Annotated in this window: 25 protein-coding genes; 6 read left to right on the top strand and 19 right to left on the bottom strand. The window is 53.3% G+C overall.

The genetic code is table 11. The features are described 5' to 3' along the window. Nucleotides 1-8 precede the first annotated feature (8 nt). Nucleotides 9-755 carry a GntR family transcriptional regulator gene (locus tag FDW97_RS07195; RefSeq protein ID WP_085047898.1) on the top strand — a complete coding sequence of 249 codons (747 nt, stop codon included), beginning with the start codon at nt 9-11 and terminating at the stop codon, nt 753-755. On the opposite strand, the gene FDW97_RS07190 is transcribed toward FDW97_RS07195, so the two are convergent. From FDW97_RS07190 to FDW97_RS07180, 3 genes are read right to left on the bottom strand one after another with little or no spacing between them, the layout of a single operon-like run. Next, nucleotides 729-1,697, bottom strand: a complete 969-nt coding sequence (locus FDW97_RS07190; protein ID WP_085047899.1) for a PfkB family carbohydrate kinase — start codon at nt 1,695-1,697, stop codon at nt 729-731. The genes FDW97_RS07195 and FDW97_RS07190 overlap by 27 nt on opposite strands. Next, entirely contained in the window at nt 1,694-2,698 is a 1,005-nt protein-coding gene (locus FDW97_RS07185; RefSeq protein ID WP_085047900.1) for an ADP-ribosylglycohydrolase family protein, read from the bottom strand. The genes FDW97_RS07190 and FDW97_RS07185 overlap by 4 nt, the downstream gene beginning before the upstream one ends. Next, nucleotides 2,695-3,972: a nucleoside permease gene (locus tag FDW97_RS07180; RefSeq protein WP_038641902.1), complete on the bottom strand. Its 1,278-nt coding sequence runs from the start codon at nt 3,970-3,972 to the stop codon at nt 2,695-2,697. Before FDW97_RS07180 ends, FDW97_RS07185 begins: the two co-directional genes overlap by 4 nt. 252 nt (nt 3,973-4,224) lie before the next feature. Here FDW97_RS07180 and fbaB point away from each other — a divergent pair, with 252 nt between their 5' ends. After that, nucleotides 4,225-5,277, top strand: coding sequence for a class I fructose-bisphosphate aldolase (gene fbaB / locus FDW97_RS07175; RefSeq protein WP_038641899.1), 1,053 nt, complete (start codon nt 4,225-4,227; stop codon nt 5,275-5,277). Between the two features lie 21 nt (nt 5,278-5,298). Here fbaB and yegS read toward each other — a convergent pair whose 3' ends face one another. The 7 genes from yegS to FDW97_RS07140 form a co-directional block, all read right to left on the bottom strand. Next, nucleotides 5,299-6,198 carry a lipid kinase YegS gene (yegS, locus tag FDW97_RS07170; RefSeq protein ID WP_038641896.1) on the bottom strand — a complete coding sequence of 300 codons (900 nt, stop codon included), beginning with the start codon at nt 6,196-6,198 and terminating at the stop codon, nt 5,299-5,301. A 130-nt stretch (nt 6,199-6,328) separates the two neighbouring features. Then, entirely contained in the window at nt 6,329-7,060 is a 732-nt protein-coding gene (gene artJ / locus FDW97_RS07165; RefSeq protein WP_061382043.1) for an arginine ABC transporter substrate-binding protein ArtJ, read from the bottom strand. Nucleotides 7,061-7,237: 177 nt separating this feature from the next. Beyond that, nucleotides 7,238-7,906, bottom strand: coding sequence for an arginine ABC transporter permease ArtM (artM, locus tag FDW97_RS07160; protein WP_003844364.1), 669 nt, complete (start codon nt 7,904-7,906; stop codon nt 7,238-7,240). Then, complete coding sequence (gene artQ, locus FDW97_RS07155) at nt 7,906-8,622, bottom strand: arginine ABC transporter permease ArtQ (RefSeq protein ID WP_038641891.1); 717 nt, start codon at nt 8,620-8,622, stop codon at nt 7,906-7,908. Before artQ ends, artM begins: the two co-directional genes overlap by 1 nt. 6 nt (nt 8,623-8,628) lie before the next feature. Continuing rightward, complete coding sequence (gene artI / locus FDW97_RS07150; protein ID WP_003027298.1) at nt 8,629-9,360, bottom strand: arginine ABC transporter substrate-binding protein ArtI; 732 nt, start codon at nt 9,358-9,360, stop codon at nt 8,629-8,631. Between the two features lie 16 nt (nt 9,361-9,376). After that, a complete protein-coding gene (gene artP, locus FDW97_RS07145) occupies nt 9,377-10,105 on the bottom strand; it encodes an arginine ABC transporter ATP-binding protein ArtP (protein ID WP_003027295.1) in 729 nt (242 codons plus the stop codon). 227 nt (nt 10,106-10,332) lie between these two features. Beyond that, a complete protein-coding gene (locus tag FDW97_RS07140) occupies nt 10,333-10,848 on the bottom strand; it encodes a lipoprotein (protein ID WP_137350829.1) in 516 nt (171 codons plus the stop codon). Nucleotides 10,849-10,974: 126 nt separating this feature from the next. On the opposite strand from FDW97_RS07140, the gene FDW97_RS07135 reads away from it, so the two are divergent. Both FDW97_RS07135 and FDW97_RS07130 read left to right on the top strand, forming a co-directional pair. Then, the gene (locus FDW97_RS07135; protein ID WP_001160725.1) at nt 10,975-11,298 is read left to right on the top strand and encodes a heavy metal-binding domain-containing protein; all 324 of its coding nucleotides are present in this window, start codon (nt 10,975-10,977) and stop codon (nt 11,296-11,298) included. Beyond that, nucleotides 11,295-12,125, top strand: coding sequence for an N-acetylmuramoyl-L-alanine amidase (locus FDW97_RS07130; RefSeq protein WP_137350828.1), 831 nt, complete (start codon nt 11,295-11,297; stop codon nt 12,123-12,125). The genes FDW97_RS07135 and FDW97_RS07130 overlap by 4 nt, the downstream gene beginning before the upstream one ends. Here FDW97_RS07130 and FDW97_RS07125 read toward each other — a convergent pair. The 4 genes from FDW97_RS07125 to poxB form a co-directional block, all read right to left on the bottom strand. Continuing rightward, entirely contained in the window at nt 12,122-13,135 is a 1,014-nt protein-coding gene (locus FDW97_RS07125; RefSeq protein WP_038641874.1) for an NAD(P)-dependent oxidoreductase, read from the bottom strand. The genes FDW97_RS07130 and FDW97_RS07125 overlap by 4 nt on opposite strands. Before the next feature lie 97 nt (nt 13,136-13,232). Continuing rightward, the gene (locus tag FDW97_RS07120; RefSeq protein ID WP_137350827.1) at nt 13,233-14,663 is read right to left on the bottom strand and encodes an SDR family oxidoreductase; all 1,431 of its coding nucleotides are present in this window, start codon (nt 14,661-14,663) and stop codon (nt 13,233-13,235) included. Between the two features lie 10 nt (nt 14,664-14,673). Further along, the gene (ltaE, locus tag FDW97_RS07115) at nt 14,674-15,675 is read right to left on the bottom strand and encodes a low-specificity L-threonine aldolase (RefSeq protein WP_085047903.1); all 1,002 of its coding nucleotides are present in this window, start codon (nt 15,673-15,675) and stop codon (nt 14,674-14,676) included. Nucleotides 15,676-15,711: 36 nt separating this feature from the next. After that, a complete protein-coding gene (gene poxB / locus FDW97_RS07110) occupies nt 15,712-17,430 on the bottom strand; it encodes a ubiquinone-dependent pyruvate dehydrogenase (protein WP_137350826.1) in 1,719 nt (572 codons plus the stop codon). Between the two features lie 153 nt (nt 17,431-17,583). Between poxB and FDW97_RS07105 the strand changes: the two genes are divergently transcribed. Further along, nucleotides 17,584-18,018 carry a DoxX family protein gene (locus FDW97_RS07105; RefSeq protein WP_137350825.1) on the top strand — a complete coding sequence of 145 codons (435 nt, stop codon included), beginning with the start codon at nt 17,584-17,586 and terminating at the stop codon, nt 18,016-18,018. 67 nt (nt 18,019-18,085) lie between these two features. Here the strand turns inward: FDW97_RS07105 and hcr are convergent, their stop codons facing one another. From hcr to aqpZ, 4 genes are all read right to left on the bottom strand, one after another. Next, complete coding sequence (hcr, locus tag FDW97_RS07100; RefSeq protein WP_069323474.1) at nt 18,086-19,054, bottom strand: NADH oxidoreductase; 969 nt, start codon at nt 19,052-19,054, stop codon at nt 18,086-18,088. Between the two features lie 10 nt (nt 19,055-19,064). Next, entirely contained in the window at nt 19,065-20,717 is a 1,653-nt protein-coding gene (gene hcp, locus FDW97_RS07095; protein ID WP_137350824.1) for a hydroxylamine reductase, read from the bottom strand. Nucleotides 20,718-20,872: 155 nt separating this feature from the next. After that, nucleotides 20,873-21,772 carry a lysine exporter LysO family protein gene (locus FDW97_RS07090; RefSeq protein ID WP_087855944.1) on the bottom strand — a complete coding sequence of 300 codons (900 nt, stop codon included), beginning with the start codon at nt 21,770-21,772 and terminating at the stop codon, nt 20,873-20,875. Nucleotides 21,773-21,914: 142 nt separating this feature from the next. Next, nucleotides 21,915-22,610: an aquaporin Z gene (aqpZ, locus tag FDW97_RS07085; RefSeq protein WP_137350823.1), complete on the bottom strand. Its 696-nt coding sequence runs from the start codon at nt 22,608-22,610 to the stop codon at nt 21,915-21,917. 371 nt (nt 22,611-22,981) lie between these two features. Here aqpZ and FDW97_RS07080 point away from each other — a divergent pair, with 371 nt between their 5' ends. Continuing rightward, entirely contained in the window at nt 22,982-24,640 is a 1,659-nt protein-coding gene (locus FDW97_RS07080; RefSeq protein ID WP_137350822.1) for an ATP-dependent endonuclease, read from the top strand. On the opposite strand, the gene FDW97_RS07075 is transcribed toward FDW97_RS07080, so the two are convergent. Then, a complete protein-coding gene (locus FDW97_RS07075; RefSeq protein WP_110497459.1) occupies nt 24,637-25,584 on the bottom strand; it encodes a VirK/YbjX family protein in 948 nt (315 codons plus the stop codon). The genes FDW97_RS07080 and FDW97_RS07075 overlap by 4 nt on opposite strands. Between the last annotated feature and the right edge of the window lie 147 nt (nt 25,585-25,731).

The raw sequence follows: 25,731 nt of genomic DNA, 5'->3' as shown, positions 1-25,731 counted from the left end.
AAAGATAAATGGAACAAGCGCATACCCAGCTTATCGCGCAACTGAATGAACGCATTGCAGCGGCAGATAACACGCCGCTGTATATGAAATTTGCGCAAACGGTGAAAAACGCTGTGCGCAGCGGGATCCTTGAGCATGGCAATATCCTGCCCGGCGAGCGCGATCTCAGTCAGTTGACCGGCGTGTCGCGAATTACGGTACGCAAGGCTATGCAGGCCCTGGAGGAAGAAGGTGTGGTGACACGCGCCCGCGGTTACGGGACGCAGATCAACAACATCTTCGAGTATTCGCTTAAAGAAGCGCGGGGTTTTTCGCAGCAGGTCGTTTTACGCGGTAAAAAACCAGATACGCTGTGGGTCAACAAGCGCATTGTGCCTTGTCCGGAAGAGGTAGCGCAGCAGTTGGCTGTTGCCGCCGGGAGTGACGTTTTTCTGCTCAAGCGTATTCGCTATGTCGATGAAGACGCCGTTTCTATTGAAGAGTCATGGGTGCCGGTCCAACTAATCCATGATGTGGATGCCATCGGCGTTTCGCTGTACGACTATTTTCGCAGCCAGCATATCTTCCCGCAGCGCACGCGTTCACGCGTCAGCGCCAGGATGCCTGACGCAGAGTTCCAGGCACACATTCAAATGGACAGCAAAGTGCCGGTGCTGGTGATCAAGCAGGTAGCGCTTGACCAGCAGCAACGGCCCATTGAATACAGCATCAGCTATTGCCGAAGCGATCTATACGTCTTTGTGTGCGAGGAGTAACGCCTCTCGCGAGGGGGCGCAATCGCCGCCGCGATGCCCGACTACCCAGGAAGCCACCGCATTGCCCAGCAGTACCGCATCAGCCAGCGGCCAGCCTGACGCCAGTCCGGCCAGCATGCCGCCGGCGTGGCTGTCGCCCGCGCCAATGGTATCCACGACGGTCGTCTTAAATGCTGGTACGCAACCGGATGTTTGCGCGCTGAAATACCACGCGCCGTCTTTATCGTGGCGTATCACCACCGGTGCGGCGAAACGGCGTACCCACTCTGCGCCAAAACCCTCTACATCCTGGCTTAATGCAAACCGCTCGGTGGCAATTTCGGCCTCCTGTCGATTGAGTGATACCAGTGGTCGGCAGGCCATGATTCGCGCCATTAAGGCGTCTGAAATATCGCCGATTCGCGGACCAAAATCGATAAACGGCGTCACGTCTTCCAGACCTTCCAGCCACTGGACCAGCAGCTCGCCACATGGAGAGGCTAACTGATAGCCTGACAGATAGACCAGGCTGTTACGCGGGATGTTCAGTCGCGCCAACCAGTCGGTGTTCCACTGGTTTTCGACGCCGCTAAAAGACATAAAGGTTCGTTCGCCATCCGGTTCCACCAGCGCCAGACACCAGCCGTTATCGCCTTCTGCGTTGTCGATCAGGCTATGCAATCCCTCTTTTGCCATCCGGTTGCGGATAATATCGGCCCATACCCCCTGACCCAGCGGTAGCGCATTGCTGGCGCTGATACCTAAACGCCTGAGCGCAACGGCAATATTGAGCGCGCAGCCGCCAATGTTAACGCCTTGCTGTTTAAGCTCGATATCACACCCGCGCCAGGGGAGGGCATACGCATCGGCAATGACATCAATGACCGCTGCCCCCACCACCGTGACCGGCCTGTGTGAACCTAACTGGGGGAGAAGTTGTTGCAGACGCGTGGTGCTGTTCATAGCGCCTCCCGTTGTCCGCGCAGTCGTAGTAATCCATTGGCGTAGCGGGTAAAGTCCAACTGATTTACCGCATCCAGTTCCTGTTTCAATGCCGGGTCAATCGCGCTTACGCCATGTAACGCACCGCAAATAGCGGTCGCCATTGCCCCGATGGTGTCGGTATCGCCCCCAAGATTCGCGCACAGAATGGCGCAGCGGTTAGGATCGGTCTGCGCCAGTTCGACCATCGCGATGGCGCAGGGCACGGACTCAATGGTGCTGGTTCCGGCCCCAACGACCTGGTATAACTGCTCGCTGGCGGACTCTATACCATCGGCATGACGAACGATTTTTAGCGCCAGTTCAAGGCGGGCAGAGAGCGAGGCGCTAAAGGTGGTGATCCGTTTTTGCTGCGCATGTCGGGCAATGGCAGGCAGCGCGTCGACGATCTCCGACCATTTTCCTCCGTCGATAGCACGCGACACCGCCCACGCGATGACGACAGCGCCGGCGATAGCCAGATCCGATTTATGTGTCGGGCTGGAGGCCAGTGCGACGTCATCAATAAAGGTATCGAGATCGCGCGCGGGCAGCAGACATCCCAGCGGCGAAACGCGCATTGCCGCTCCGTTAGTGACGCCATTATTTTCCAGTTCGGCAACAGGTTTGCCGTTGCGAATGGCATTTAGCGCAATTTTTGACGTTGGACCAAGCACGTTTTTATTAAAGGCATCGAAACGTTCGGCCCAGGCCAGAATATTGCGGCCAATAACGTCTGGAACTATCTTTCCATCACATTCAAGCAAGGCATCAGCCAGACACAGGGCCATGGATGTGTCATCGGTAAACTCCGCCTGGTTAAAATAACAGGCGGCATTATTCTCCGCAGGTCCAGGCAAAAAACGGTCGATCCAACCGAAGTGTGCTTTAACCCGGGTTCTTGGCCACAGTTCAGACGGCATGCCCATCGCATCCCCTAACGCCTGCCCATAAAGAGCACCGAGAATACGTTCTGCTTTCATTTCACTTCCCCTTGTTTCAACGCTACATCGCGATCGTCCACCTGAATGGCGGTAATTTCTTTATCTGATTCGCGAAAGAAAATCATAAACAGCACGGCAATGACGGCGATCATGATCGCGCCAAATCCCCACATGCCCGCCCAGTTGAAGGTGAGACCATTAATCGGTTCCTTATAGGCAAACATTTTTTCCATCATTACGCCGCCCAGGCGATAACCCAGCAGGCTGCCGAATCCCTGACAGCAGAGCGTGATAAGCCCTTGCGCTGCGGTGCGCATGTGTACCGGCGCTTTTTTATCGACATAGATATAAGCCGTAACGTAGTAGAAGTCGTAACTGACGCCGTGTAGCAGAATGCCGAGAAACAGCAGGGCATAAGTGAAATATTCTTCCGCACCGCCGTAAACGAAGAATCCGTAGCGGATAGCCGCAGTAATAAGACCAAGCAGTAATACCTTTTTAATGCCAAAGCGTTTGGTGAAGAACGGCAGCGCCAGCATAAAGAAGATTTCAGAGAACTGGCCCAGCGTCATCCAACCGGTCGCATTTTTCATCCCAACTTCTGTCAGATAACCGTTGGCGAAGATGTAATAAAATGCCAGCGGCATGGCAAACAGGAATGAGCAACAGAAAAAGACGAGGAAGTTCTTATCCCGCAGCAGGATCAGCGCATCCAGCCCCAGCATGACTTTGAAATCCATCTTGCCGGTACTTTTCGGCGGTGTATCTGGTAAAAAGAACGCAAAAACGCCTAACAGCGCGGAACTTCCGGCCGTAACAAGCAGGGGGATATTGGTGGGGGAAATATCGCTATAGCCGAGCATTTGCGGCAAGAAGCCGCAGGCCAAACCAGACGCAATCCAGCCAATGGTGCCCATCACGCGAATGCGTGGGAAATCACGTTCCACGTCCGGTACGTTGGCAAAAGCGATACTGTTGGTTAACGCAATTGTCGGCATATAGGTCAGTGAATAGGCCAGTAACAGCGGGAAGAATCCGCTAAAGGTGGTTTGCTGCGCGGCGAAGTACATCAGGATAGCGCCGACAAACATCAATACGGCGAGGACTTTTTGCGCCGAGAAGAAACGGTCAGTGATAGAGCCGACCAGAATCGGCGACAGGATCGCAGCAATGGCGGTACAGGCGTATGACCAACCAATTTCACCCGCGGTAAAGCCACTTTTGCTGAGCCACAGCCAAAGCGGGACAAACCAGGCGCCCCAGATAAACCACTCAACAAACATCATGAACGACAGCTTAACTGTAGTTTTCATCTTTAAATCCTTCATGACAGGTAAGGTACGCGTTGATAGTACCATCTGATAATACCTTTAAAATACCTTTGCGGTCTAAATTTGACCGCCTTAACATTATTTCTTCCTGAATCGTTCCAGCGGAAATCGCTGAAAAGTGCGCTAAAGATGGAAAAAAAGCGCAGTCGGTACCAGGCTTATTGCTGCCCGCAAAAAAGCGGGTCAGGATAATTCACATTCCGATTATTAATCGGAACTTACGGGAGCATAGCTATGACTGATATTGCGCAGTTGCTTGGCAAAGATGCCGACAGCCTTTTACAGCATCGTTGTATGACCATTCCTTCTGACCAACTTTACCTGCCAGGACATGATTACGTTGATCGCGTAATGGTTGATAACAACCGTCCCCCAGCCGTACTGCGTAATATGCAGACGCTATATAACACGGGGCGCCTGGCTGGAACAGGGTACCTGTCGATTCTTCCGGTGGACCAGGGCGTGGAGCACTCCGCTGGGGCATCGTTTGCGGCTAACCCGTTGTACTTTGATCCAAAGAATATCGTGGAACTGGCAATCGAAGCAGGGTGTAACTGCGTGGCATCGACCTATGGCGTGCTGGCTTCTGTTTCCCGCCGTTACGCGCACCGTATTCCGTTCCTTGTGAAGATTAACCACAACGAAACGCTCAGTTATCCCAATACGTTTGACCAGACGTTATATGCCAGCGTCGAGCAGGCGTTCAATATGGGCGCGGTGGCGGTCGGGGCGACTATTTATTTCGGTTCTGAGGAGTCTCGACGTCAGATTGAAGAGATTTCCGCCGCGTTTGAGCGTGCCCATGAGCTGGGTATGGTCACCGTACTGTGGGCTTATCTGCGTAACTCCGCGTTTAAGAAAGACGGGGTGGATTATCATGTCTCCGCCGATCTCACTGGTCAGGCTAACCATCTGGCCGCCACCATTGGGGCGGATATCGTGAAGCAGAAAATGGCGGAAAATAACGGCGGATACAAAGCCGTTAACTTTGGCTACACCGACGATCGCGTCTACAACAAGCTGACCAGCGACAACCCGATTGACCTGGTACGTTATCAGTTGGCGAACTGCTATATGGGGCGCGCCGGATTAATTAACTCTGGCGGCGCTGCCGGTGGAGAAACCGATCTGAGCGATGCGGTACGTACGGCGGTCATTAATAAGCGCGCTGGCGGTATGGGGCTGATTCTTGGACGCAAAGCATTCAAGAAAACCATGGCCGACGGCGTTAAGCTGATTAACGCCGTGCAGGATGTTTATCTGGACAGCAAAGTCACCATTGCCTGATTGCGGCGGGGTGCCGTTTTGTTAGCGCAACAGCGGGCAACCCGGCGGCAATCTGCAACGTAGCGCCGCGGGCAGGATTTCAATATGAAACTCCTGTCCGCTGAGCGGTTCGCCATCAAGATTAAAGGTAATTTCGTGTGGGGCGCGGATATCAAACCACGATGAAGCGCCATCAATGATATTAGGGTTGTCTTCAGATTGCGTTAACGCTGAAAGCAGGCCGGGCAACAACTCCTCGCCAGTAAAAATGCGTAGTTGCAGCAATCCGTCGTTAATCAGCGCCGTCGGGCAAAGCTGTTGTCCACCACCGGCCTGGCGGCCATTACCAATCCCAATCACCAGCGCTTTGCCCTGCCAGTGAAAATCTTCTCCACGGATGTCGCAGACGTCGGGCTTGAGCGTATCCATGCGCATTAAACCGTGAATAAAATACGATACGCCGCCCAGCGCGGCTTTGAGTTTTTCTGGCGTTTCGGTGGTGATACGAGTGCCGAAGCCGCCGGTCGCCATGTTGATAAAACAGGTTTTATCATTGACCTGCACCATATCGATCTCTGTCGCATTTCCGGCGATAGCCAGTTTTAACGCTTTATCCAATGCTTCAGGAATACCCACGCTGGTGGCAAAGTCATTCGCCGTTCCCAACGGTAAAATACCCAGGGCGGGAACATTGCCGCCCTGCGACTGGATTAGCGCTGTCGAGACTTCGTTGATCGTGCCATCGCCGCCGCCGGCAATCACCGTTGCAACGCCTAATCGACGCGCTTCATCAACGTAACGTTGAGCGTCGCCTTTTTCCCAGGTGACGCGTACATGAATTTCCACGCCCTCATCGCGAAGCTGCGCAATAGTTTCACGCAGAGGGAGATTATCAGCACTTTTTCCATTGAGGATCAGCAAGCTGGCAGGAAACGCTATCATCCTTATGCCTCATTCTTTATCGTTTTAATTAGTGTATGCCATGAATGCATTTCTGGCGTAAGAACTGACTGAAAGCGCAGGAGAAGAGATAAAAAAAGCCGCGGTTGCGGCTTTTCAGATTGAGCGGAAATTACTGCGGGAACCACTGATCGCTGATTTTTTGGTAGGTGCCGTCCGCTTTGATGGCGGCCAGCGCGTTATTCAGTTTTTCCAGCAGGGCTTTGTTATCCGGACGAACCGCAATGCCAAGACCGGTACCGAAGTATTGTGGGTCGGTCACTTTGTCGGTAGCCACGCCTAACTGCGGGTTAGTTTTCAGCCATTCGTTAACGACGGCGGTATCGCCAAATACGCCATCAATACGGCCATTTTTCAGGTCGATAATCGCATTCTGATAGCTGTCATAGGCCACGGTTTTCACTTCAGGATGTTTGTCCTGCAGGTATTTCTGGTGCGTGGTGCCGTTTTCCATACCGATGCGTTTGCCTTTCAGATCGGCAAAGGTTTTATAGGCGTCTTTCTTGGCAATAACCAGCGCGGAGTTAGCATAGTAAGGCTGTGTGAACGCAACCTGTTTGCTACGTTCAGGCGTGATATCCATTCCGGAAATCACTGCATCATATTTTTTGAATTTCAGCGCGGGGATCAGGCTGTCGAAAGCATGATTGGTAAACGTACATTCCGCCTGCATTTGTTTGCACAGCGCCGTTGCCAGGTCAATGTCAAAACCGACAATTTTGTTGCTCGCGTCCAGCGATTCAAATGGCGGATAAGTCGCTGATACACCAAAGCTAATTTTATCAGCGGCTGAGGCGCCAGCGGCGAAAGTAGCCAGTAATGCGGCCAGTACTAACTTTTTCATGGTGGAACTCCCGTCTGTCAATCTTATGATGATTTACCGTGTCTGCGGCGTGAATTAACAATGCCATTTAATGAATTTATATGCAATAAAAATGATTAAGTATTTTACCGATATAAAAAAAGACGGGCGGTTGTTAGACTTGCCCGTCTTTTATTTTTCGCTTTATGCAGTTTCGGCTTAATTCCGGTGTTCAAACGCCAGCGCTTTACGTTCGATTAAGCGCATCATCAGCGTCAGCAAACCGTTGACGATCAGGTAAATCACGCCCGCCGCGCCGAAGACCATGACATCATAAGTGCGACCATACAGCAGTTGGCTATAACCCATGACTTCCATCAGCGTGATAGTGTAAGCCAGTGAGGTACTTTTAAACACCAGCACCACTTCGTTGGAATACGAGGAGAGGGCGCGTTTAAAGGCGTATGGCAACAGAATCGCCAGCGTATCCTTTTTGCTCATCCCTAATGCACCGCATGACTGCCACTGGCCTTCCGGGATGGCGCGGATAGCGCCGTAGAACAGCTGCGTGGTGTAAGCCGCACTGTTTAACGACAGCGCAATTAACGCGCACAGCCACGGTTCGGAGAGCAGATGCCACAGTACCGGATATTCCTGCAGCGTCGGGAACTGTCCTGGCCCGTAGTAGATCAGGAAGATTTGCACCAGCAATGGCGTACCGGTAAACAGCGTGATATAGGCGCGAACCAGCCAGACCAGTACCGGCGTTTTTAGCGTCAGGATGACGGTAAAAATCAGCGCCAGCACCAGAGCAACCACGATGGAGGCGACCGTCAGCGTCAGGCTGGTATGCAGCCCTTTCAACAATTCAGGTAAATACTCAAGCATCAGCCTGGTCTCCGCTCAAAACGTGTCGCGCGCAGGTCAATGCGTTTGAGAATGTACTGACTCACCAACGTAATCACCAGGTAAATAGCCGCCGCCACAATGTACCAGGTAAATGGCTCCTGGGTACGCGTGGCAATGCTTTTGGTTTGCAGCATCAAATCGTTCACGCTGATCAGGCTGACCAGCGCGGTATCTTTCAGCAATACCAGCCACTGGTTACCCAGCCCCGGCAGAGCGTGACGCCACATCTGCGGCATCACCAGACGAAAGAAGATCGCGGCTTTAGACAAACCCAACGCCTGACCGGATTCCCATTGTCCGAGCGGCACGGCCTTCAGCGCGCCACGCAGCGTTTGCGACGCATAGGCGGCGTACAGCAAAGACAGCGCAATCACACCGCACAGGAACGGGCTGACGTCGAAGTTTTCGATCTGCATCTGTACCGGGATTTCTACAAACCCGAGATTAATCGTAAAACCATCGGCCAGCGTCAGCAGCAGTTGCGAGGAGCCGAAATAGATAAACAGAACCACCAGAATTTCTGGTAACCCGCGCAGAATGGTGACCAGCGCAGAACCTGCCCATGCCACTGGACGCCATTTTACGGACTCCCAGACGGCAAAAAACATGGCGAGCGCAAGGCCGATGATCAGCGCACAAACCGCAAGGCCGACGGTCATCCCGGCGGCGCTTGCTAACGGAAAAAATTCATTCATCAAATATTACTTCTGGAACCATTTGTTGTAGATGGTCTCGTAAGTCCCATCTTTCTTCACTTTTTCCAGTGCAGCGTTAAATTTCTGCTGCAGCTCAGTGTTGCCCTGACGCACCGCGATGCCCAGACCTGTACCGAAGTAATCTTTATCCGTCACTTTGTCGCCAACAGCGGCCAGTTTTGGATTGTCTTTCAGCCATTCGGTTACCACTGCGGTATCACCGAAGACGCCGTCAATGCGACCGTTTTGCAGATCGAGCTTGGCATTCTGGTAGCTGTCATACGGTACGGTGGTCACTTCCGGATGCTTATCCATGATGAATTTCTGGTGCGTCGTCCCGTTTTGTACGCCAACTTTTTTGCCTTTCAGCTGATCAATGCTGGTGTATTTACCCTGCTGGCCAACAAACAGCGCAGAGTTGTCGTAGTAAGGGGTGGTAAACAGGACCTGTTTTTCACGCTCAGGCGTGATGTCCATACCGGCCATCACCGCGTCAAAACGACGGAATTTCAGGCTCGGGATCAGGCTGTCGAATGCCTGATTGGTAAACGTACAGGTAGCATCGATCTCTTTACACAGCGCGTTCGCCAGATCAACGTCAAAACCGACGATCTTGTTATTCGCATCGATAGATTCAAACGGAGGATAAGACGCTTCGGTAGCGAAACGAATGGTTTGGGCTGCGGTAGCGGAAAGGCTAAAACCTGCGATTAGCGCGGCAATCAGAACTTTTTTCATTGTATTGTCCCGAATCTTAGTGAGAGAGATAGTTTTTAAATGCTTCGGTTTGCGGGTTGGCAAAGCAGCTCGCATCCCCAAACTCGACGATATGACCGTTTTCCATATACACCACACGACTGGCCGTTTTACGAGCAACTTCCACTTCGTGGGTGACGATCACCTGAGTAATGTTGGTTTCCGCCAGCTCACGAATGATGCTAACGATTTGCGCGGTAATTTCCGGATCAAGCGCGGCGGTCGGTTCATCAAACAGCAGCACCTGCGGTTCCATCATCAACGCGCGGGCAATGGCCACACGCTGCTGCTGGCCGCCGGAGAGATGCAGCGGATAACGATCGCTGTAGGGCTTCAGACGCAGACGTTCGAGCAGTTTCTCGGCGCGCGCCATTGCCTGCTCTTTTGTCAGACCGAGCACACGGCAGGGCGCTTCAATCAGATTCTGTACAACCGTGAGGTGCGGCCAAAGATTATATTGCTGAAAAACCATACCCACGTTCTGGCGCAGATCGCGAATAGCTTTATCTGACGGTGTTTTCGTGAAGTCGAAACGGTTACCCGCAATAGAGAGCGTGCCCGAGCGCGGCATCTCAAGCAGGTTGAGTACGCGCAGTAGCGAGCTTTTCCCGGCTCCACTAGGGCCAAGTAACACCAGTGTTTCACCCTGAGGGCAATCCAGCGTGATATCGAACAGCGCCTGATGTGCGCCGTAGAAGCAGTTAATGCCGTTTAATTGAATACTCATTGACACTCGTATGCTGGCAGTCTGATAGCTATTGAAGCCGCAGATACTACCTTTGACAGAATAGTTATGCAATATTTATGCGTTAAAAGTTAAATGCAAACCGCATTCTTATCTAAACATAGCACAAAATAGCGGGGCCACCAGCGGGCAAGAATAATTGTCGGCATTCTATGCAGAATGCCGGACAATTTATGGGGGTTATGATGCGGGCGGGTGAATGGGGGGGACTAGCGGTTTTCCACAGACTGGCGCAGCGTCCCGGCTGGCGCGTGTACGCTGCCGCCCAGATAGCGGACGTCGTCTACTACCCAGCACTGGCCTTCGCGGATCATCAGCACTTCGTCACGCCAGCTTTGGTCACCCTGTTTCAGCTCTACGCGCAGCGGAATGTTGCGTGCATCACTATTCGGAATAGTCGATGCGCTGGCGACGCTGGCGCTATCCGGTAACGTCGTGCGACTGGAGAACGGATCGCTGTTAAACAGATCGCGATGCGCGTTATCACGGCTGGCATCGGTCAGCAGTTTAGCCAGATTGTCGCTGAGGTACGGGCGAAGGGCGGTAATATCATTGTTTCGATGCTGAATACGGTAATCATAGAATTGTTGAGCCACGCTGTCTGGCCCGCCTTCTACGCATGCACCGCTACGAGAGCCGTTATCTTTATAAACCGGGGTCACGGTTGTACAGGCGCTGAGAAGTAGTGCACAGGGAACCAGCAGTGAGAGTTTCGAGTAGCGCATAATGATTTCCTTATTAGCTTTCTACTATTAGTGTTCTACGTTGATAGAATATATCCTTTCAATGATAGTGGATCGGTTCGATAATGCTTTTGAGATCGTGCTCTTAGCGCAAAAAGGAGATTAATCATGCAGTTTTCAACTACCCCAACGCTTGAAGGGCAGAGCATCGTGGAATACTGCGGTGTGGTGACGGGCGAAGCGATTTTAGGCGCGAATATCTTCCGCGATTTCTTCGCCGGCATTCGCGATATTGTCGGCGGCCGCTCCGGCGCGTATGAAAAAGAGCTGCGTAAAGCGCGCGAAATTGCTTTTCAGGAGCTGGGTGAACAGGCGAAAGCGCTGGGTGCCGATGCGGTCGTCGGTATCGACATTGATTACGAAACCGTGGGTAAAGATGGCAGCATGTTGATGGTGAGCGTCAGCGGCACTGCGGTGAAAACTCGCCGATGAAGCGTCTGTTGTGGCTGCTGGCATTGACGCTGCTGCTGGCGGGCTGTGCTGGCGAAAAAGGGATTGTCGATAAAGACGGATATCAGTTAGATACCCGCCGTCAGGCGCAGGCCGCTTATCCGCGCATCAAAGTGCTGGTTATCCATTACACGGCCGATGATTTTGACGCTTCTCTGGCTACGCTGACCGATAAAAACGTCAGTTCGCACTATCTGATCCCGGCTGTGCCGCCGCTCTACCATGGCAAGCCACGTATCTGGCAACTGGTGCCGGAAAAAGATTTGGCCTGGCATGCCGGGATTAGCTTCTGGCGCGGCGCGACGCGGATTAACGATACCTCGATTGGCATTGAGCTGGAAAACCGCGGCTGGCAAAAATCGGCGGGAACGAAATATTTTGCCCCGTTTGAGCCAGCGCAGATTCAGGCGTTGATCCCACTGGCGAAGGACATTATTGCTCGCTACGACATCAAGCCGCAAAACGTGGTGGCTCATGCGGACGTCGCACCGCAGCGTAAGGACGATCCTGGCCCATTGTTTCCATGGAAACAGCTGGCTGCACAGGGAATCGGCGCATGGCCTGATGCTCAGCGCGTGGCGTTTTATCTCAACGGGAGAGCGCCGTCTACACCGGTAGACACTGCATCGTTACTCGATCTGCTGTCGCGCTATGGTTATGAGGTGAAACCCGAAATGACGCCGCGTGAACAGCAGCGAGTGATTATGGCATTCCAGATGCACTTCCGCCCGACGTTGTGGAACGGCGTGGCGGATGCAGAAACGCAGGCGATTGCGGAGGCCTTGCTGGAGAAATACGGGCAGGGTTAACGCGGCAGCTTACCGTGGTCGCGCAGCCAGGCCGCGGTACGCTCAATCCCTTCATCCAGCGTGACAATGGGCTGGTAACCTAACTCTTCCTGAGCGCGGGTGGTATCCAGCGTAAAGTCAAAATTCAGCTTCGAGACGCCGTAGTGCGTAAGCTTTGGCTCTTTCGCCGATTTATTGCCCAGACGCTCCATGCTGCGAGCAATCATGTCCAGCATCGGGTAGGGCACCGAGCGGATTCGGCAATCAATATTCAACTCGTCGATCAGCTTCTGCACGATACTGCGCAGCGTTCGATGCTCGCCGTTAGTAATGTTGTATGCGCGGCCTGACGGCAGGTTATCGCAAGCTTCCTGGCTTACCAGCCACATTGCGTGTACCGCGTTCTCATAATAGGTCATATCCACCAACGCACTTCCACCGTGCGGCAACAGGATGCTGCCGTAGTGGTACATCATGTGGGCCAGACGGGGGATAAAAACTTTATCGTGAGGTCCGAACAGACTTTGTGGACGCAATACCGTGAAGCGGGTCTGCGGGTTAGCCTGCGCGAGCAGCGCAATCACATCTTCACCAGCCGCTTTACTGCGGGCGAATTCATTGGCGAAGCGATGTGGTCGGAAGTCCTCTTTGATATCCCGATGATGGTGATAGTCAAAATAGAGTGACGGAGAGGAGATATGGATAAAGTTACGTACGCCCCAGGCAACGGCCCATTCGCCCAGACGGCGGGTAGCACGAACGTTGGCCAGATCGAAGGCTTCCTGCGTTCCCCACGGCGAGGTAAAACTGGAGCAGTGCCACAGCGTGTCGATACCTGCGAGCATGACCTTTGCCTGCGAAGAGACCAGTTCGGTCAAATCCGCATGCACAAATTCTGCGCCCATTTTCTCCAGCAGCTTGCCCATCGCTTCGTTGCGACCGGTGGCTCTGACGCTGACGCCTTTGCTGCATAGAAACTCAACCGCATTTCGGCCCAAGCCGCTGGTGGCTCCGGTAACCAGTACCTTCATATCAATCCACTGTGTTTAAAAAACATCGTGCGCATTCTTCCGTGAAATACGCCTGTATGCAATGGGAAACGTGAAAGAATACAGTCTCTTTTTGTCATTAGTCTGTGATTTGTTCTGCAAGTTTGGCGATACGCTTTGCCATCCCTCTGAAAATGAACAGATGAGCCGGGATCATCAACAACCAGTAGAAGAGACCGGGCATGCCGTGCGGATGCCACCAGGCGCGTACATCGATGCGCCGATGATCGCCTTTATCTTCCAGTGTAAAGCTTAAACGGCCTAATCCCGGCGCTTTCATGCCAAACAGCAGTGTGAGCTGTTTTTCTGGCTCAACGATGATCACTTTCCAGCTATCCACGGCATCGCCAACCTGCAACAACGGGTTTTCCGGGCGGCCTTTTGCCAGCTTATGGCCGACCAGCAGGTCCAGCGCGGCGCGCGTCTTCCACAAAAAATTGCCAAAGAAATAGCCTTCTTTCCCGCCGAGTCGGTTCACCACTTGCCACAGCGCTTTCAGACTGGCGGAGGTGTCGACGCTAAAGCCAGCCTGTTTGGCAAAATAGCCATATTCGGGACGCCAGCGGGCGAATGCCTGAGCGTCATACCCCCAGTCGCTGGAGTTAACCAGCTTCTCTTCTTCTTTCAGCGTGCTGCGCACTGCGTCATCAAAGGCGATCAGCTTTTGCGGGATCAGCGCGCGTAGCTCAGCGTCATCGGCCAGCAGGTTATGCTTTAAGCCTTGTATCAGCGCCTTTGCCGTAGTGGGCGGTACCGACGTAATAACATTCAAAAACCACACCGAAATCCAACTGGTCGGAAACGGGATAGGGATCAACAAGCGGTGTTTGCCGCTGACGGCCATGAAATGCTCGAACTGTTCCTGATAGCTTAATATCTGTGGCCCTGCGGCTTCGAGTACGCGGTGATGGCCTGTGGGATGGTCCAACAGCGCCACCAGATAGTACATCAAATTTTCCAGCGCGATGGGCGTGGTACGCGAACGTACCCAGCGCGGAGGCGTAAGTACCGGCAGGTTGTAGACCATATCGCGCATCACTTCAAAAGCGGCGGAACCCGCCCCGACGATAATGCCTGCCCGTAATTCGGTCATCGGCACGCCGGCTTCGCGCAGGATGTCTGCGGTTATCTGCCGCGCACGCAGATGATCGGATTGTTCATGTCGCGGAGCCTGTAATGAGCTCAGGAAAATAAGCTGTTTGACGGGGATGCTACGTAGCGCATCACGCACGTTCATCGCGACCTGGCGCTCATGAGCGATAAAATCACCGCCTTCACCCATGCCATGGACCAGGTAATAAACCGTATCAACATCCGTCAGCAGCGGAGTCAGGTTATCAGGCCAGGTTAAGTCGACTTTGTGGCAACTGACGTTGGCCAGTTGCAGTTTTTCCAGCCGTTCAATCCGGCGTGCCGCAGCCAGTACCTGGTGCCCTTGCTGACTGAGCGCCTGTACCAGATGCTGACCAATGTAGCCACTGGCGCCAAGAACCAAAATCCGTTGCGGCACGCCTATCTCCTTAGCGAGTTAAAAAAGCGCGCCAGTGGGCGGCGACTTCAGCAAGTTGTTCACGCGATACGTCCAGATGCATCACCAGGCGTACAATCGGGGAGGCGTTAATCAGTACCCCTTGCGCCTTCATGTACTCGCCCAGCGCAGCAGCGTGTTCTTCGCCAACGCGGACAAACAGCATATTGGTATCGTGACGCATGACATCTGCGCCTGCTTCGCGCAGTTGTTCCGCCATCCAGGCCGCGTTGTCATGGTCTTCCTGTAAACGCGCCACGTTATTTTTCAACGCATACAGTCCGGCCGCCGCCAGAATCCCGGCCTGACGCATTCCGCCTCCGGTCATTTTACGCCAGCGGATGGCGCGTTTAATGTAGTCGTGACTACCGACCAGCAGTGAGCCTACCGGCGTTCCCAGACCTTTGGAGAGACAAATGGTGAACGAGTCGCAGTATTGCGCGATCTCTTTCAGCTCACAACCGTAAGCGACGACGGCGTTAAAAATACGCGCGCCATCAACGTGCAGGGCCAGATTGCGCTCACGAGTGAATTCCCAGGCATCTTTCAGATACTCGCGTGGCAGCACTTTGCCGTTGTGGGTGTTTTCCAGACTAAGCAGGCGTGTGCGGGCAAAATGGATATCGTCCGCTTTGATTTTTGCCGCCACTTTGTCCAGCGGTAAAGTGCCATCCGGCGCGGCGTCGATAGGCTGCGGCTGAATGCTGCCGAGCACCGCTGCGCCGCCCGCTTCGTAGAGATAGTTATGTGCGCCCTGGCCTGCAATATATTCTTCGCCGCGCTGGCAGTGGCTGAGCAGCGCAACCAGGTTCGCCTGAGTGCCGGTAGGTAAGAAAATAGCGGCTTCTTTGCCGGAAAGCTCTGCAGCGTATTGCTGGAGAGCGTTAACGGTAGGGTCATCTCCGTATACGTCGTCCCCGACCGGGGCGGCCATCATCTCTTCCAGCATGGCGCGACTCGGCCGGGTTACGGTATCACTGCGTAAGTCAATCACGGGCATTCCTTTTTTAGTGAGGTAATGCCCTCTGTTTTACCTGAGCCAGTTCGTTTTCGCCAGTTCGATCACTTCATCACCGCGTCCACTGATGATTGCGCGCAACATATACAGGCTAAAACCTTTTGCTTGTTCGAGTTTGATCTGCGGCGGGATGGCTAACTCTTCTTTCGCCACCACCACGTCGACCAGCACCGGACCGTCAATCGACATCGCCCTTTGCAGCGCTTCATCGACCTCTGAGGATTTCTCCACACGAATGCCCGTAATGCCGCAGGCTTCGGCAATCCGCGCGAAGTTTGTGTCGTGCAGCTCCGTGCCGTCGGTCAGATAACCGCCAGCCTTCATCTCCATCGCCACAAATCCCAGCACGCTGTTGTTGAAGACGATAATCTTCACCGGCAGCTTCATCTGGACAACCGACAGAAAATCGCCCATCAGCATGCTAAAACCGCCGTCACCGCACATGGCGATGACCTGGCGTCCCGGTTCGGTCGCTTGGGCGCCGAGCGCCTGTGGCATAGCGTTCGCCATCGACCCGTGGTTAAACGACCCGAGAAGGCGGCGTTTGCCGTTCATTTTCAGATAGCGTGCCGCCCAAACCGTCGGGGTACCAACATCGCAGGTAAAGATCGCGTCGTCAGCGGCAAAATGGCTGATCTGCTGCGCCAGATACTGCGGATGAATGGCTTTATCGCTCGGTTTGGCTAAATCATCCAGACCCTTGCGCGCCTCACGATAGTGCTCCAGCGCTTTGTCCAAAAACTTCCGCTCGGTTTTTTCCTCCACCAGCGGCAGCAGGGCGCGGAGAGTGGATTTAATATCGCCCACCAGCGCCATATCAACTTTACTGTGCGCGCCGATGCTCGCCGGATTGATATCAATCTGAATAATTTTGGCGTCGGTCGGATAGAACGGGCGATAGGGGAACTGGGTGCCGAGCAGGATCAGCGTGTCGGCATTCATCATGGTGTGGAATCCGGATGAAAAGCCAATCAGCCCGGTCATACCGACGTCATACGGGTTATCGTATTCGACGTGTTCTTTACCCCGCAGGGCATGAACAATCGGCGCTTTGATTTTTGCCGCAAACTCAACCAGTTCTTGATGCGCGCCGGCACAGCCGCTGCCGCACATCAGGGCGATATTGCTGGAATAACGCAGCAGTTGCGCCAGTTTTCTGAGTTCTTCTTCTTCCGGGGTGACGACCGGGAGTGGCGCATGATACCAGTGCGTGCTGGCGCTTTCCGGCGCGGGCTTCAGCGCGACGTCGCCGGGTAATACCACGACTGAGACGCCACGATTTAATACGGCTTTACGCATGGCAATGGCGAGTACCTGCGGGATCTGTTCAGGGCTGGAAACCAGCTCGCAATAGTGGCTACATTCGCGGAACAACTCTTGCGGGTGGGTCTCCTGAAAATAACCGCTGCCGATCTCACTGGAAGGGATATGTGCGGCAATCGCCAGGACCGGAACATGGTTGCGGTGGCAATCAAACAGCCCATTGATCAGGTGCAGGTTCCCTGGTCCACATGAACCGGCACAGACGGCCAGTTCGCCGGTTAGCTGCGCCTCTGCGCCAGCGGCGAAGGCGGCAACTTCTTCATGACGGGTCGGCATCCAGTCAATCGTTCCCATACGATTAAGACTGTCACTAAGACCATTTAATGAGTCGCCCGTCACGCCCCAAATGCGTTTAACGCCAGCTTGTTCGAGGGTTTTAGCAATAAAAGCGGCAACCGTTTGTTTCATGGTTTTCCATCTCCTTTAATGTGATACCGGTTACAAGTTTAGATGAAGATGATAGTTATGCTTCTCATTTCCCCCTTATTTTCGGCAGCTTACATTTCGAGCAGATAACGCGTAGTTTGATATCTGGCATGGTGAAACAAGGAATGAATTCAAATGGTTACTAAACTATTAAATGCAGTTAACCGAACGCTGACTCATGAAGACTTTGGCAAGTTTCTGTTACGCATCGCTGTCGGCGGGCTGATGCTGTTTCATGGCTTACATAAATTGTTCTCCGGTATTGAGGGCATCAGCGGCATGCTGATAGCGAAAGGTTTTCCGGGCTTTATTGCTTACGGCGTTCTGTTGGGGGAGGTCGTTGCGCCTTGCCTGATTATCCTGGGGATCCTGACCCGTCCGGCGGCGTTGGGGCTGGCGTTTACGATGGTGGTGGCGTGGCTGATGGTCGGGATGGGCGAAACCTGGTCACTGGACAAAACCGGCGCATGGGCGATTGAGAGTCTGGTGTACTTCTTGCTCGGCGCGCTGGCTGTCGCGTTTTTAGGGGCGGGGCGTTTCTCGGTGGCAGGAAATTCGGCCTGGCGGTAAAAAAAGGCCGGATATGGCGTAAACGCATTATCCGGCCTGGAGCAGCTACGAAGGGGTATTTTACAGATTAAGCGAGTACTAAATCGCTCTGCGGATGACAGGAGCAGGCCAGTACATAGCCTTCGGCTATTTCTGCATCCGTCAGCGTCATGGTACTGCTGACCGTGTAGTTACCGTCAACCACTTTGGTTTTGCAGCAGCCGCAAACGCCCGCACGACATGCGGCAACGACCGGCACTTTATTGCTTTCCAGCGCGTCCAGCAGCGTACTGCCCACCGGCGCGTAAAACTCTTTCGCCGGTTGCAGCTTGGTGAACTTCAGACCGCTGGTGGCGGCCTCGGCAACTGGCGTGAAGAACTGCTCTTTAAAGAAGCGCGTCACGCCCAGTGCTTTGACTTCTTTCTCGACCAGATCCATATACGGCGCCGGGCCGCAGGTCATCACGGTACGAGAGACCAGATCCGGCACGCTTTTCAGCAGATCGGTCGTCAGTCGGCCAGAAACAAAACCGTGGGTGGCATTGTTTTCAGCGACTAGCGTCACCGGATAGTCACGCCATTCGTCGGCAAAAATAACATCTTGCGGTGAACGAACGTTAAAGATCACCTGCACATCGGCCTGTGGGCGGTACTTTGCCAACCAGCGACGCATTGACATGATTGGCGTCACGCCGCAACCGGCAGCCAGCATCAGGAACTTATCTTCCGCCTTATCTTCACAGGTAAATTCACCCATGGCATCGGACAGCCAGATATAGTCGCCGCGCTTCACGTCACGGGTCAGCCACTGTGAACCTGCGCCATCGTCAATCCGGCGAACGGTCAGCGTAATGTACTCGCTTACTCCCGGGGTAGATGAAATGGTGTAAGCACGCAGCGTCTGGGCTGAGTTACGTACGCTGACCAGTGCATACTGCCCGGCGCGGTACGGATAATAGTCGTGGCACAGCAACGAAATCGTCCATACATCCGGCGTTTCCTGATGGATGTGATGCACCTGCATCCGCCATGGGCACTGATGAGTTGGCATTGTCATTCTTTACTCCTTACGCGCTCAGCAACTGCTTCATGTCTTCTTCAACGGTGGTCACGGAACGCAGGCCGAATTTCTCGTTGAGCACAGCCAGCAGATCCGGCGTGAAGAAGCCAGGCGCTGTTGGGCCAGTGACGATGTTTTTCACGCCCAGCGACAGCAGGGTCAGCAGAATCACAATCGCTTTCTGTTCAAACCAGGAGAGCACCAGAGACAGCGGCAGGTCGTTGACGCCGCAGCCCAGCTTCTCTGCCAGAGTGACCGCCAGGATGATGGCAGAGTAAGCATCGTTACACTGACCGGCATCGACCAGACGCGGCAGGCCTTCGATATCGCCGAACTCCAGTTTGTTGAAACGGTATTTACCGCACGCCAGGGTCAGGATCAGGCAATCGTCTGGTACGCTGGTGGCGAAGTCGGTGAAGTAGTTACGTTCGCCGCGCGCGCCGTCGCAGCCGCCGACCAGGAAGATGTGACGCAGTTTTTCACGGCTGACCAGGTCGATCAGCGTATCAGCAGCGCCCAGCAGCGTCTGACGACCGAAACCTACGGTGATCAGGTGTGGGATTTCGCTGTACGGGAAGCCAGCCATCTGTTGTGCCTGAGCGATGACCGGACCGAAGTTGTCGCCTTCGAGGTGGCTCACACCCGGCCAGCCGACGATGCTACGGGTCCAGATACGGTCGTCGTAGGCGCCCACGGTTGGGTCGATGATGCAGTTAGAGGTCATCACGATTGGGCCAGGGAAGCGAGCGAACTCAACCTGCTGGTTCTGCCAGCCGCTGCCATAGTTACCAATCAGATGTTTGAACTTGCGCAGTTCCGGGTAGCCGTGTGCCGGCAGCATTTCGCCGTGGGTATAGACATTAACGCCGGTACCTTCGGTCTGCTCCAGCAGGTTGTAGAGATCTTTCAGGTCGTGACCGGAGATCAGGATGCATTTACCAACGGTGGCTTTAACATTGACCTGAGTCGGCGTCGGGTGACCGTATTTAGTGGTTTCACCGGCGTCCAGGATGCTCATCACTTTGAAGTTCATCTGGCCGATTTCCATAGAACACTCCAGCAGAGCGTTCATATCGGCAGGCCAGGTACCCAGCCACGCCATAATTTTGTGGTACTGGGCGTAGATGTCGTTGTCGTACTGGCCGAGAACGTGCGCGTGTTCCATATAGGCCGCGGCACCTTTCAGACCGTACAGGCACAGCAGGCGCAGGCCGAGAATGTTCTCGCCGATGGCCGCTTTGTCTTTGTTCGGGGTAAATTCAGCCGCCTGACGTTGCAGGTCGCCCAGATCGTCGCTGACCAGTTGCAGATCGGCCATCGGGTTGTTGACCGCTGCGTTCGCATCGATGTTCAGACATTGTGCTTTCAGCGCGTCGCGCATGGCAATCGCTTCACGGGCATAGCCAACAATACGCGGGGAGTCGAAGTTAACGTTGGTCAGCGTGGAGAAGAACGCGCGCGGTGCGAAGTTATCAACGTCATGGTCGATGATGCCGTATTCACGCGCTTTAACAGCCCATGCAGACAGACCTTGTAGGGAAGCAATCAGCAGATCCTGCAAATCGGAGGTTTCAGCCGTTTTACCGCACATACCCTGCGCGTAAGAGCAGCCGTTCCCTGCCGGAGTACGGATGGTTTGTTCACATTGCACACAAAACATGGTCACACCTTTTAAAGTTATATTTAATATACATGTTTAAGGTTATGCCTGTGCGCGCAGGGATAAAAGGGATTTCTGCTACAACTTGCAAGGAGATTGATTTAGCGCAATTTTGGCGGTAGCCGACTACCGCCAGAGAGGTATTTGTATGAGGGTCAGGCGGAGAAAAACGCCATCAACAGAGGGACTAACAGACTCAGGATAAAACCGTGCACGATGGCTGCCGGAACCATTTCCAGTCCACCGCTGCGTTGTAAAACCGGCAGGGTGAAATCCATCGATGTGGCCCCGCATAGCCCCAACGCGGTGGAGCGACTGCGGCCCACCATGCCGGGAATCAACATAATGGCAATCAGTTCTCGCGCCAGGTCATTAAAGAAGGCGGCACTGCCAATCACCGGCCCGAACGATTCGGTTAACAGAATACCGGACAGCGAATACCAGCCAAAACCTGACGCCATCGCCATCGCGGTTTTGACCGGCAGGCCGAGGATAAACGCATTGATAACCCCCGCCAGCATCGAACTGGCGACGACGACGGCGGCAACAATCATGCCCCGGCGATTCAGCACGATTTGCTTGAGGGTCATACCGCTGTTGCGAAGCTGAATCCCCACCAGGAACAGTAAAAAGATTAACGTATATTCGCTGGCTTCGGTGGCGTGCTGCAAAAAGGAAAGACCGGTGAGACCCAGCAGGAAGCCCACCACGACAACCCCGCAAAGCTGGAGCGACTCAAACGCCATCGCGATCCGCGACGGTAGTTTCTCTTGCTGATGGTTATGCCGCCAGGGCAGTGAACGCTCCAGCCAGAACAGCGCGGCGATATTACACAGCAAAATGACCGTCACGCTGACAGCAGAATAATGAAGTATGGCTAACAGGTTGCTGGCGAGATTATCCAGAAACGCCAGGCTGATGCCCATAAAAAAGAGAATAAGGTACACGATCCAGCTCAACAGGCGATTGATGAGTTTTAGTGCGCCCATGTGCCGAAGTGGAATAAGGTAGCCCACAATAAGGGGAACCAGAATGATTAACAGCCCTGAAAACATGAAAACCCGATCCTTGCTGAGATGTAAGACGAAATGCGCAAGCACACACTACTCAATGCAAAGAGGGGAGTAAAGTTGCAAATAAAAGGAAATATAGCGAGGAAAAAAAGGCCTGACTTTCGCCAGGCCTTTTTGTTATCGATTAATCGCGTTTTTCCAGCAGAGTGCGGTAAATAAGACCACCGAGAACCCCACCGATAATTGGCATGACCCAGAAGAACCACAATTGTTGCAATGCCCAGCCGCCCTGGAAAATGGCAACTGCGGTACTACGTGCCGGGTTTACGGAGGTATTAGTGACTGGAATGCTGATCAAGTGGATCAGTGTTAACGCCAGACCGATTGCAATAGGGGCAAAACCTGCCGGAGCATGTTTGTCGGTCGCGCCGTGGATCACTAATAAGAAACCAGCGGTCAGAATAATTTCAATTACAACAGCAGAAAGCATGGAATAACCGCCAGGTGAATGCTCACCAAAGCCGTTCGAAGCAAAACCGCTGGCGGTTGCATCAAAACCTGCTTTACCGCTGGCAATTAGATACAGAGCCGCAGCTGCAACAATACCGCCCACAACCTGCGCAAAAACATATCCAATAACGTCTTTCGCCGGGAAGCGACCGCCAGCCCATAAACCGAAGGTTACTGCCGGGTTAAAATGTCCACCTGAAATATGGCCCACGGCAAAGGCCATAGTTAATACGGTCAGACCAAATGCCAATGCGACACCGGTGAATCCAATTCCCAATTCCGGGAATGCTGCGGCCAGTACTGCGCTACCGCACCCACCAAAGACGAGCCAAAACGTACCGAAGAATTCGGCTGCTAATTTCCTGAACATAACCACCTCAATTAAAAGTTCCGGGTTCGTGTTCCTTGCCCGGTAATTCATCGCTTAAAGGGACGATGATGAAAGAGCGGGTATTTTAGAAAAAAACATCATCCCTTCGCCAGTTAAATTGATGAAAAAATTTGATTTAAGGCAATATGTCGTGATTCCTTTTTGAATATTGGATGAATGAAGCATAGTTCAATTAGCTAAAAATGATGATTGGGCTCAGAAATTATAATCACAGGAAAACATAAGAAGAATATTCTTAATTTTTTTGATTTCTGCGATTAACCTCCTGATGATATCGGGTGCCCTGAGCGCTCGGTTAACGTTATACTCCTGATAACTTGAAGGAAAAAGTTAGCATTTCCGGAGGCTATATGATTCTCGAACGCGTTGAGATTGTTGGATTTCGTGGTATTAACCGCCTGTCGTTGATGCTTGAGCAGAGTAACGTGCTGATTGGGGAGAACGCGTGGGGTAAGTCCAGTCTGCTGGATGCTTTAACCTTGCTGCTGTCACCGGAATCTGATTTGTACCACTTTAACCGCGATGATTTTTGGTTCCCGCCGGGGGATATACAGGGCCGGGAACATCATTTGCACATTATCCTGACGTTTCGTGAATCTCAGCCGGGTCGTCATCGGGTTCGTCGCTACCGTCCTCTGGAAGCCTGCTGGACGCCGTGCCACGATAGCTATCACCGTATATTCTATCGTCTGGAGGGCGAGTGCGCGGATGATGGGAGCGTCCTGACGCTACGTAGTTTTCTTGATAGTGATGGTCATCCGCTCAATCTCGACGACATTAACGATCTGGCGCGGCATCTCGTGCGTCTGATGCCTGTGTTGCGTCTGCGTGACGCGCGTTTTATGCGGCGCATTCGTAACGGTACGGTGCCGGATTCGGCGGATGTTGAAGTGACCGCTCGCCAGCTGGATTTTCTGGCGCGTGAACTGGCTACCCGACCACAAAACCTGACCGATGGGCAGATTCGTCAGGGGCTGTCGGCTATGGTGCAGCTATTAGAGCACTATTTTTCTGAGCAGGGTTCTGGTCAGTCCCGCTATCGCCTGATGCGTCGCCGCTCCAATAACGAACAACGTAGCTGGCGCTATCTGGATATCATTAACCGCATGATTGATAAACCTGGCGGACGAACGCATCGCGTTATCCTGTTGGGACTGTTCTCGACGCTGTTGCAGGCCAAAGGCACGTTAAGGCTGGATAAAGATGCCCGGCCTTTATTGCTGATAGAAGACCCGGAAACGCGTTTACATCCCATCATGTTGTCGGTTGCCTGGCACCTGCTGAATCTACTTCCTCTCCAGCGGGTGGCGACCACCAACTCCGGTGAGTTGCTGTCTCTCACGCCGGTGGAACACGTTGTCCGTCTGGTGCGTGAGTCATCCCGCGTCGCCGCCTGGCGACTGGGGCCGGGTGGGATCAGCGCGGAGGACGGTCGGCGTATTGCTTTCCATATTCGTTTCAATCGCGCATCTTCACTGTTTGCCCGCTGCTGGCTGCTGGTGGAAGGCGAAACGGAAACCTGGGTCATTAACGAGCTGGCCCGCCAGTGCGGACACCACTTTGATGCGGAAGGCATTAAAGTCATCGAATTCGCTCAGTCAGGCCTCAAACCACTGGTTAAGTTTGCCCGCCGGATGGGAATTGAATGGCACGTGTTGGTCGATGGCGATGAAGCGGGGAAAAAGTATGCCGCCACGGTGCGCGGTTTATTGAATAACGACAGAGAGGAGGAGCGCGATCATTTAACCATGCTCCCCGCGCTGGATATGGAACACTTTATGTATCGTCAGGGGTTCGCCGATGTCTTTCATCGCGTCGCGCAGATCCCGGAAAACGTGCCAATGAATATGCGCAAAATTATCTCCAAGGCGATTCATCGTTCGTCAAAACCGGATCTGGCGATCGAGGTGGCGATGGAAGCAGGGCGGCGTGGTGTAGACGCCGTTCCCACTTTGTTGCGGAAAATGTTTTCCCGCGTGCTGTGGCTGGCACGCGGCAGAGCGGATTAGTGGCGAAACATCGACGACAGCTGCGCGTGGATGCTGTCCAGTAGCTGATAGCGACGGCGGTATTCTGCGCGTTTTTTACTGGCAATCTCCGCTTCGCTTTTTCGTGCCAGCGCACGCGGAATATGATAGTACCCGCGGCTGTCGCACTCGCCGCCAAGCGACGCCCAAAATGCGTTGTAGTCGGAAAGAATCACTTTGTTTTTATCGTTGTAACGCGGACTGCGAAAGATATGCTGCTCGTTACTGACAGCCATTACCTTTTCGATATTCAATTGTTCCGCTAAACGACAAATGGCTTCCATAACAAGGCGTTTGGGGAATATTCCGTGGCAGGATTTGGTCGCTTTTTGTGTTGCTTCGTGCGGAAGTTGTGAATTGCCCTGCATGCCGCCGATAAATAATGTACTTTTCCCATTATATTCGCAGAACGTAAATGTCATTTTAGTCAGTTCGTCACCATCGCCATTTCGCACCAGAATGGTACTTTCACCCTCTTTATCCAGTACCGGAAACATCATCATGGTCACGGTAAATATCTCGTTATCTTTGCCTGCAATTTGCGCCAACTGTAAGCCGTCATGACTTAATAAAGCGTTAAATTCACCAGGTAAAAATGCATGGCGGATAACATGATAATGAAAACGCACCGCATCTAATCGCATTCTGGGATCGAAGTTGGCGGCAAGGTAAGGACGATGCAGACGAACGGGCAGTCGGGGTTGACGGGCGAGCAGGTCTTCAAGCTCCGGCCACTGCGCCAGTTCAGTCATCCATTCCTGGGTAAGGCGAGGTATCAGCAATGAACGCCAGATAAACTTACGCCGAAAGCTCCGTTTATCCCAACACTGTGCAGGCCGTAATTGACCGCGGCTCAGGCTGTAAAAAAGACCCAGGCTGGTGATGGGTTTGCTGGAAAGAAAAGCGCTTTCAGTTAGTTGACTCATAATATAAATCCGATTGATACCCTGGCATTAATTTCAGCACAGCGGATCTTAACCATTCATCAATAACTCTGTTATTCTTGCGTTTTTCAACGGCTATTTATTTAACGTTGACGTTTAACACTCCACTCTGATGGACGTATTGGGGGA

Origin of the sequence: Citrobacter sp. wls708, from assembly GCF_005281255.1 — a bacterium.
GTDB lineage: Bacteria > Pseudomonadota > Gammaproteobacteria > Enterobacterales > Enterobacteriaceae > Citrobacter > Citrobacter werkmanii.
This window is presented reverse-complemented; position numbering and strand designations above follow the sequence as displayed.

Excerpts from the sequence above, each read along its gene's own strand:
- artJ (WP_061382043.1), bottom strand. The coding sequence starts at position 7,060 with ATGAAAAAGTTAGTACTGGCCGCATTACTGGCTACTTTCGCCGCTGGC.
- FDW97_RS07190 (WP_085047899.1), bottom strand. The coding sequence starts at position 1,697 with ATGAACAGCACCACGCGTCTGCAACAACTTCTCCCCCAGTTAGGTTCA.
- FDW97_RS07090 (WP_087855944.1), bottom strand. The coding sequence starts at position 21,772 with ATGTTTTCAGGGCTGTTAATCATTCTGGTTCCCCTTATTGTGGGCTAC.
- FDW97_RS07125 (WP_038641874.1), bottom strand. The coding sequence starts at position 13,135 with ATGAAGGTACTGGTTACCGGAGCCACCAGCGGCTTGGGCCGAAATGCG.
- FDW97_RS07195 (WP_085047898.1), top strand. The coding sequence starts at position 9 with ATGGAACAAGCGCATACCCAGCTTATCGCGCAACTGAATGAACGCATT.
- yegS (WP_038641896.1), bottom strand. The coding sequence starts at position 6,198 with ATGATAGCGTTTCCTGCCAGCTTGCTGATCCTCAATGGAAAAAGTGCT.
- FDW97_RS07105 (WP_137350825.1), top strand. The coding sequence starts at position 17,584 with ATGGTTACTAAACTATTAAATGCAGTTAACCGAACGCTGACTCATGAA.
- artQ (WP_038641891.1), bottom strand. The coding sequence starts at position 8,622 with ATGAATGAATTTTTTCCGTTAGCAAGCGCCGCCGGGATGACCGTCGGC.
- FDW97_RS07140 (WP_137350829.1), bottom strand. The coding sequence starts at position 10,848 with ATGCGCTACTCGAAACTCTCACTGCTGGTTCCCTGTGCACTACTTCTC.
- hcp (WP_137350824.1), bottom strand. The coding sequence starts at position 20,717 with ATGTTTTGTGTGCAATGTGAACAAACCATCCGTACTCCGGCAGGGAAC.
- FDW97_RS07075 (WP_110497459.1), bottom strand. The coding sequence starts at position 25,584 with ATGAGTCAACTAACTGAAAGCGCTTTTCTTTCCAGCAAACCCATCACC.
- FDW97_RS07180 (WP_038641902.1), bottom strand. The coding sequence starts at position 3,972 with ATGAAAACTACAGTTAAGCTGTCGTTCATGATGTTTGTTGAGTGGTTT.
- FDW97_RS07130 (WP_137350828.1), top strand. The coding sequence starts at position 11,295 with ATGAAGCGTCTGTTGTGGCTGCTGGCATTGACGCTGCTGCTGGCGGGC.
- FDW97_RS07080 (WP_137350822.1), top strand. The coding sequence starts at position 22,982 with ATGATTCTCGAACGCGTTGAGATTGTTGGATTTCGTGGTATTAACCGC.
- hcr (WP_069323474.1), bottom strand. The coding sequence starts at position 19,054 with ATGACAATGCCAACTCATCAGTGCCCATGGCGGATGCAGGTGCATCAC.
- poxB (WP_137350826.1), bottom strand. The coding sequence starts at position 17,430 with ATGAAACAAACGGTTGCCGCTTTTATTGCTAAAACCCTCGAACAAGCT.
- artI (WP_003027298.1), bottom strand. The coding sequence starts at position 9,360 with ATGAAAAAAGTTCTGATTGCCGCGCTAATCGCAGGTTTTAGCCTTTCC.
- FDW97_RS07185 (WP_085047900.1), bottom strand. The coding sequence starts at position 2,698 with ATGAAAGCAGAACGTATTCTCGGTGCTCTTTATGGGCAGGCGTTAGGG.
- aqpZ (WP_137350823.1), bottom strand. The coding sequence starts at position 22,610 with ATGTTCAGGAAATTAGCAGCCGAATTCTTCGGTACGTTTTGGCTCGTC.
- FDW97_RS07135 (WP_001160725.1), top strand. The coding sequence starts at position 10,975 with ATGCAGTTTTCAACTACCCCAACGCTTGAAGGGCAGAGCATCGTGGAA.
- fbaB (WP_038641899.1), top strand. The coding sequence starts at position 4,225 with ATGACTGATATTGCGCAGTTGCTTGGCAAAGATGCCGACAGCCTTTTA.
- artP (WP_003027295.1), bottom strand. The coding sequence starts at position 10,105 with ATGAGTATTCAATTAAACGGCATTAACTGCTTCTACGGCGCACATCAG.
- artM (WP_003844364.1), bottom strand. The coding sequence starts at position 7,906 with ATGCTTGAGTATTTACCTGAATTGTTGAAAGGGCTGCATACCAGCCTG.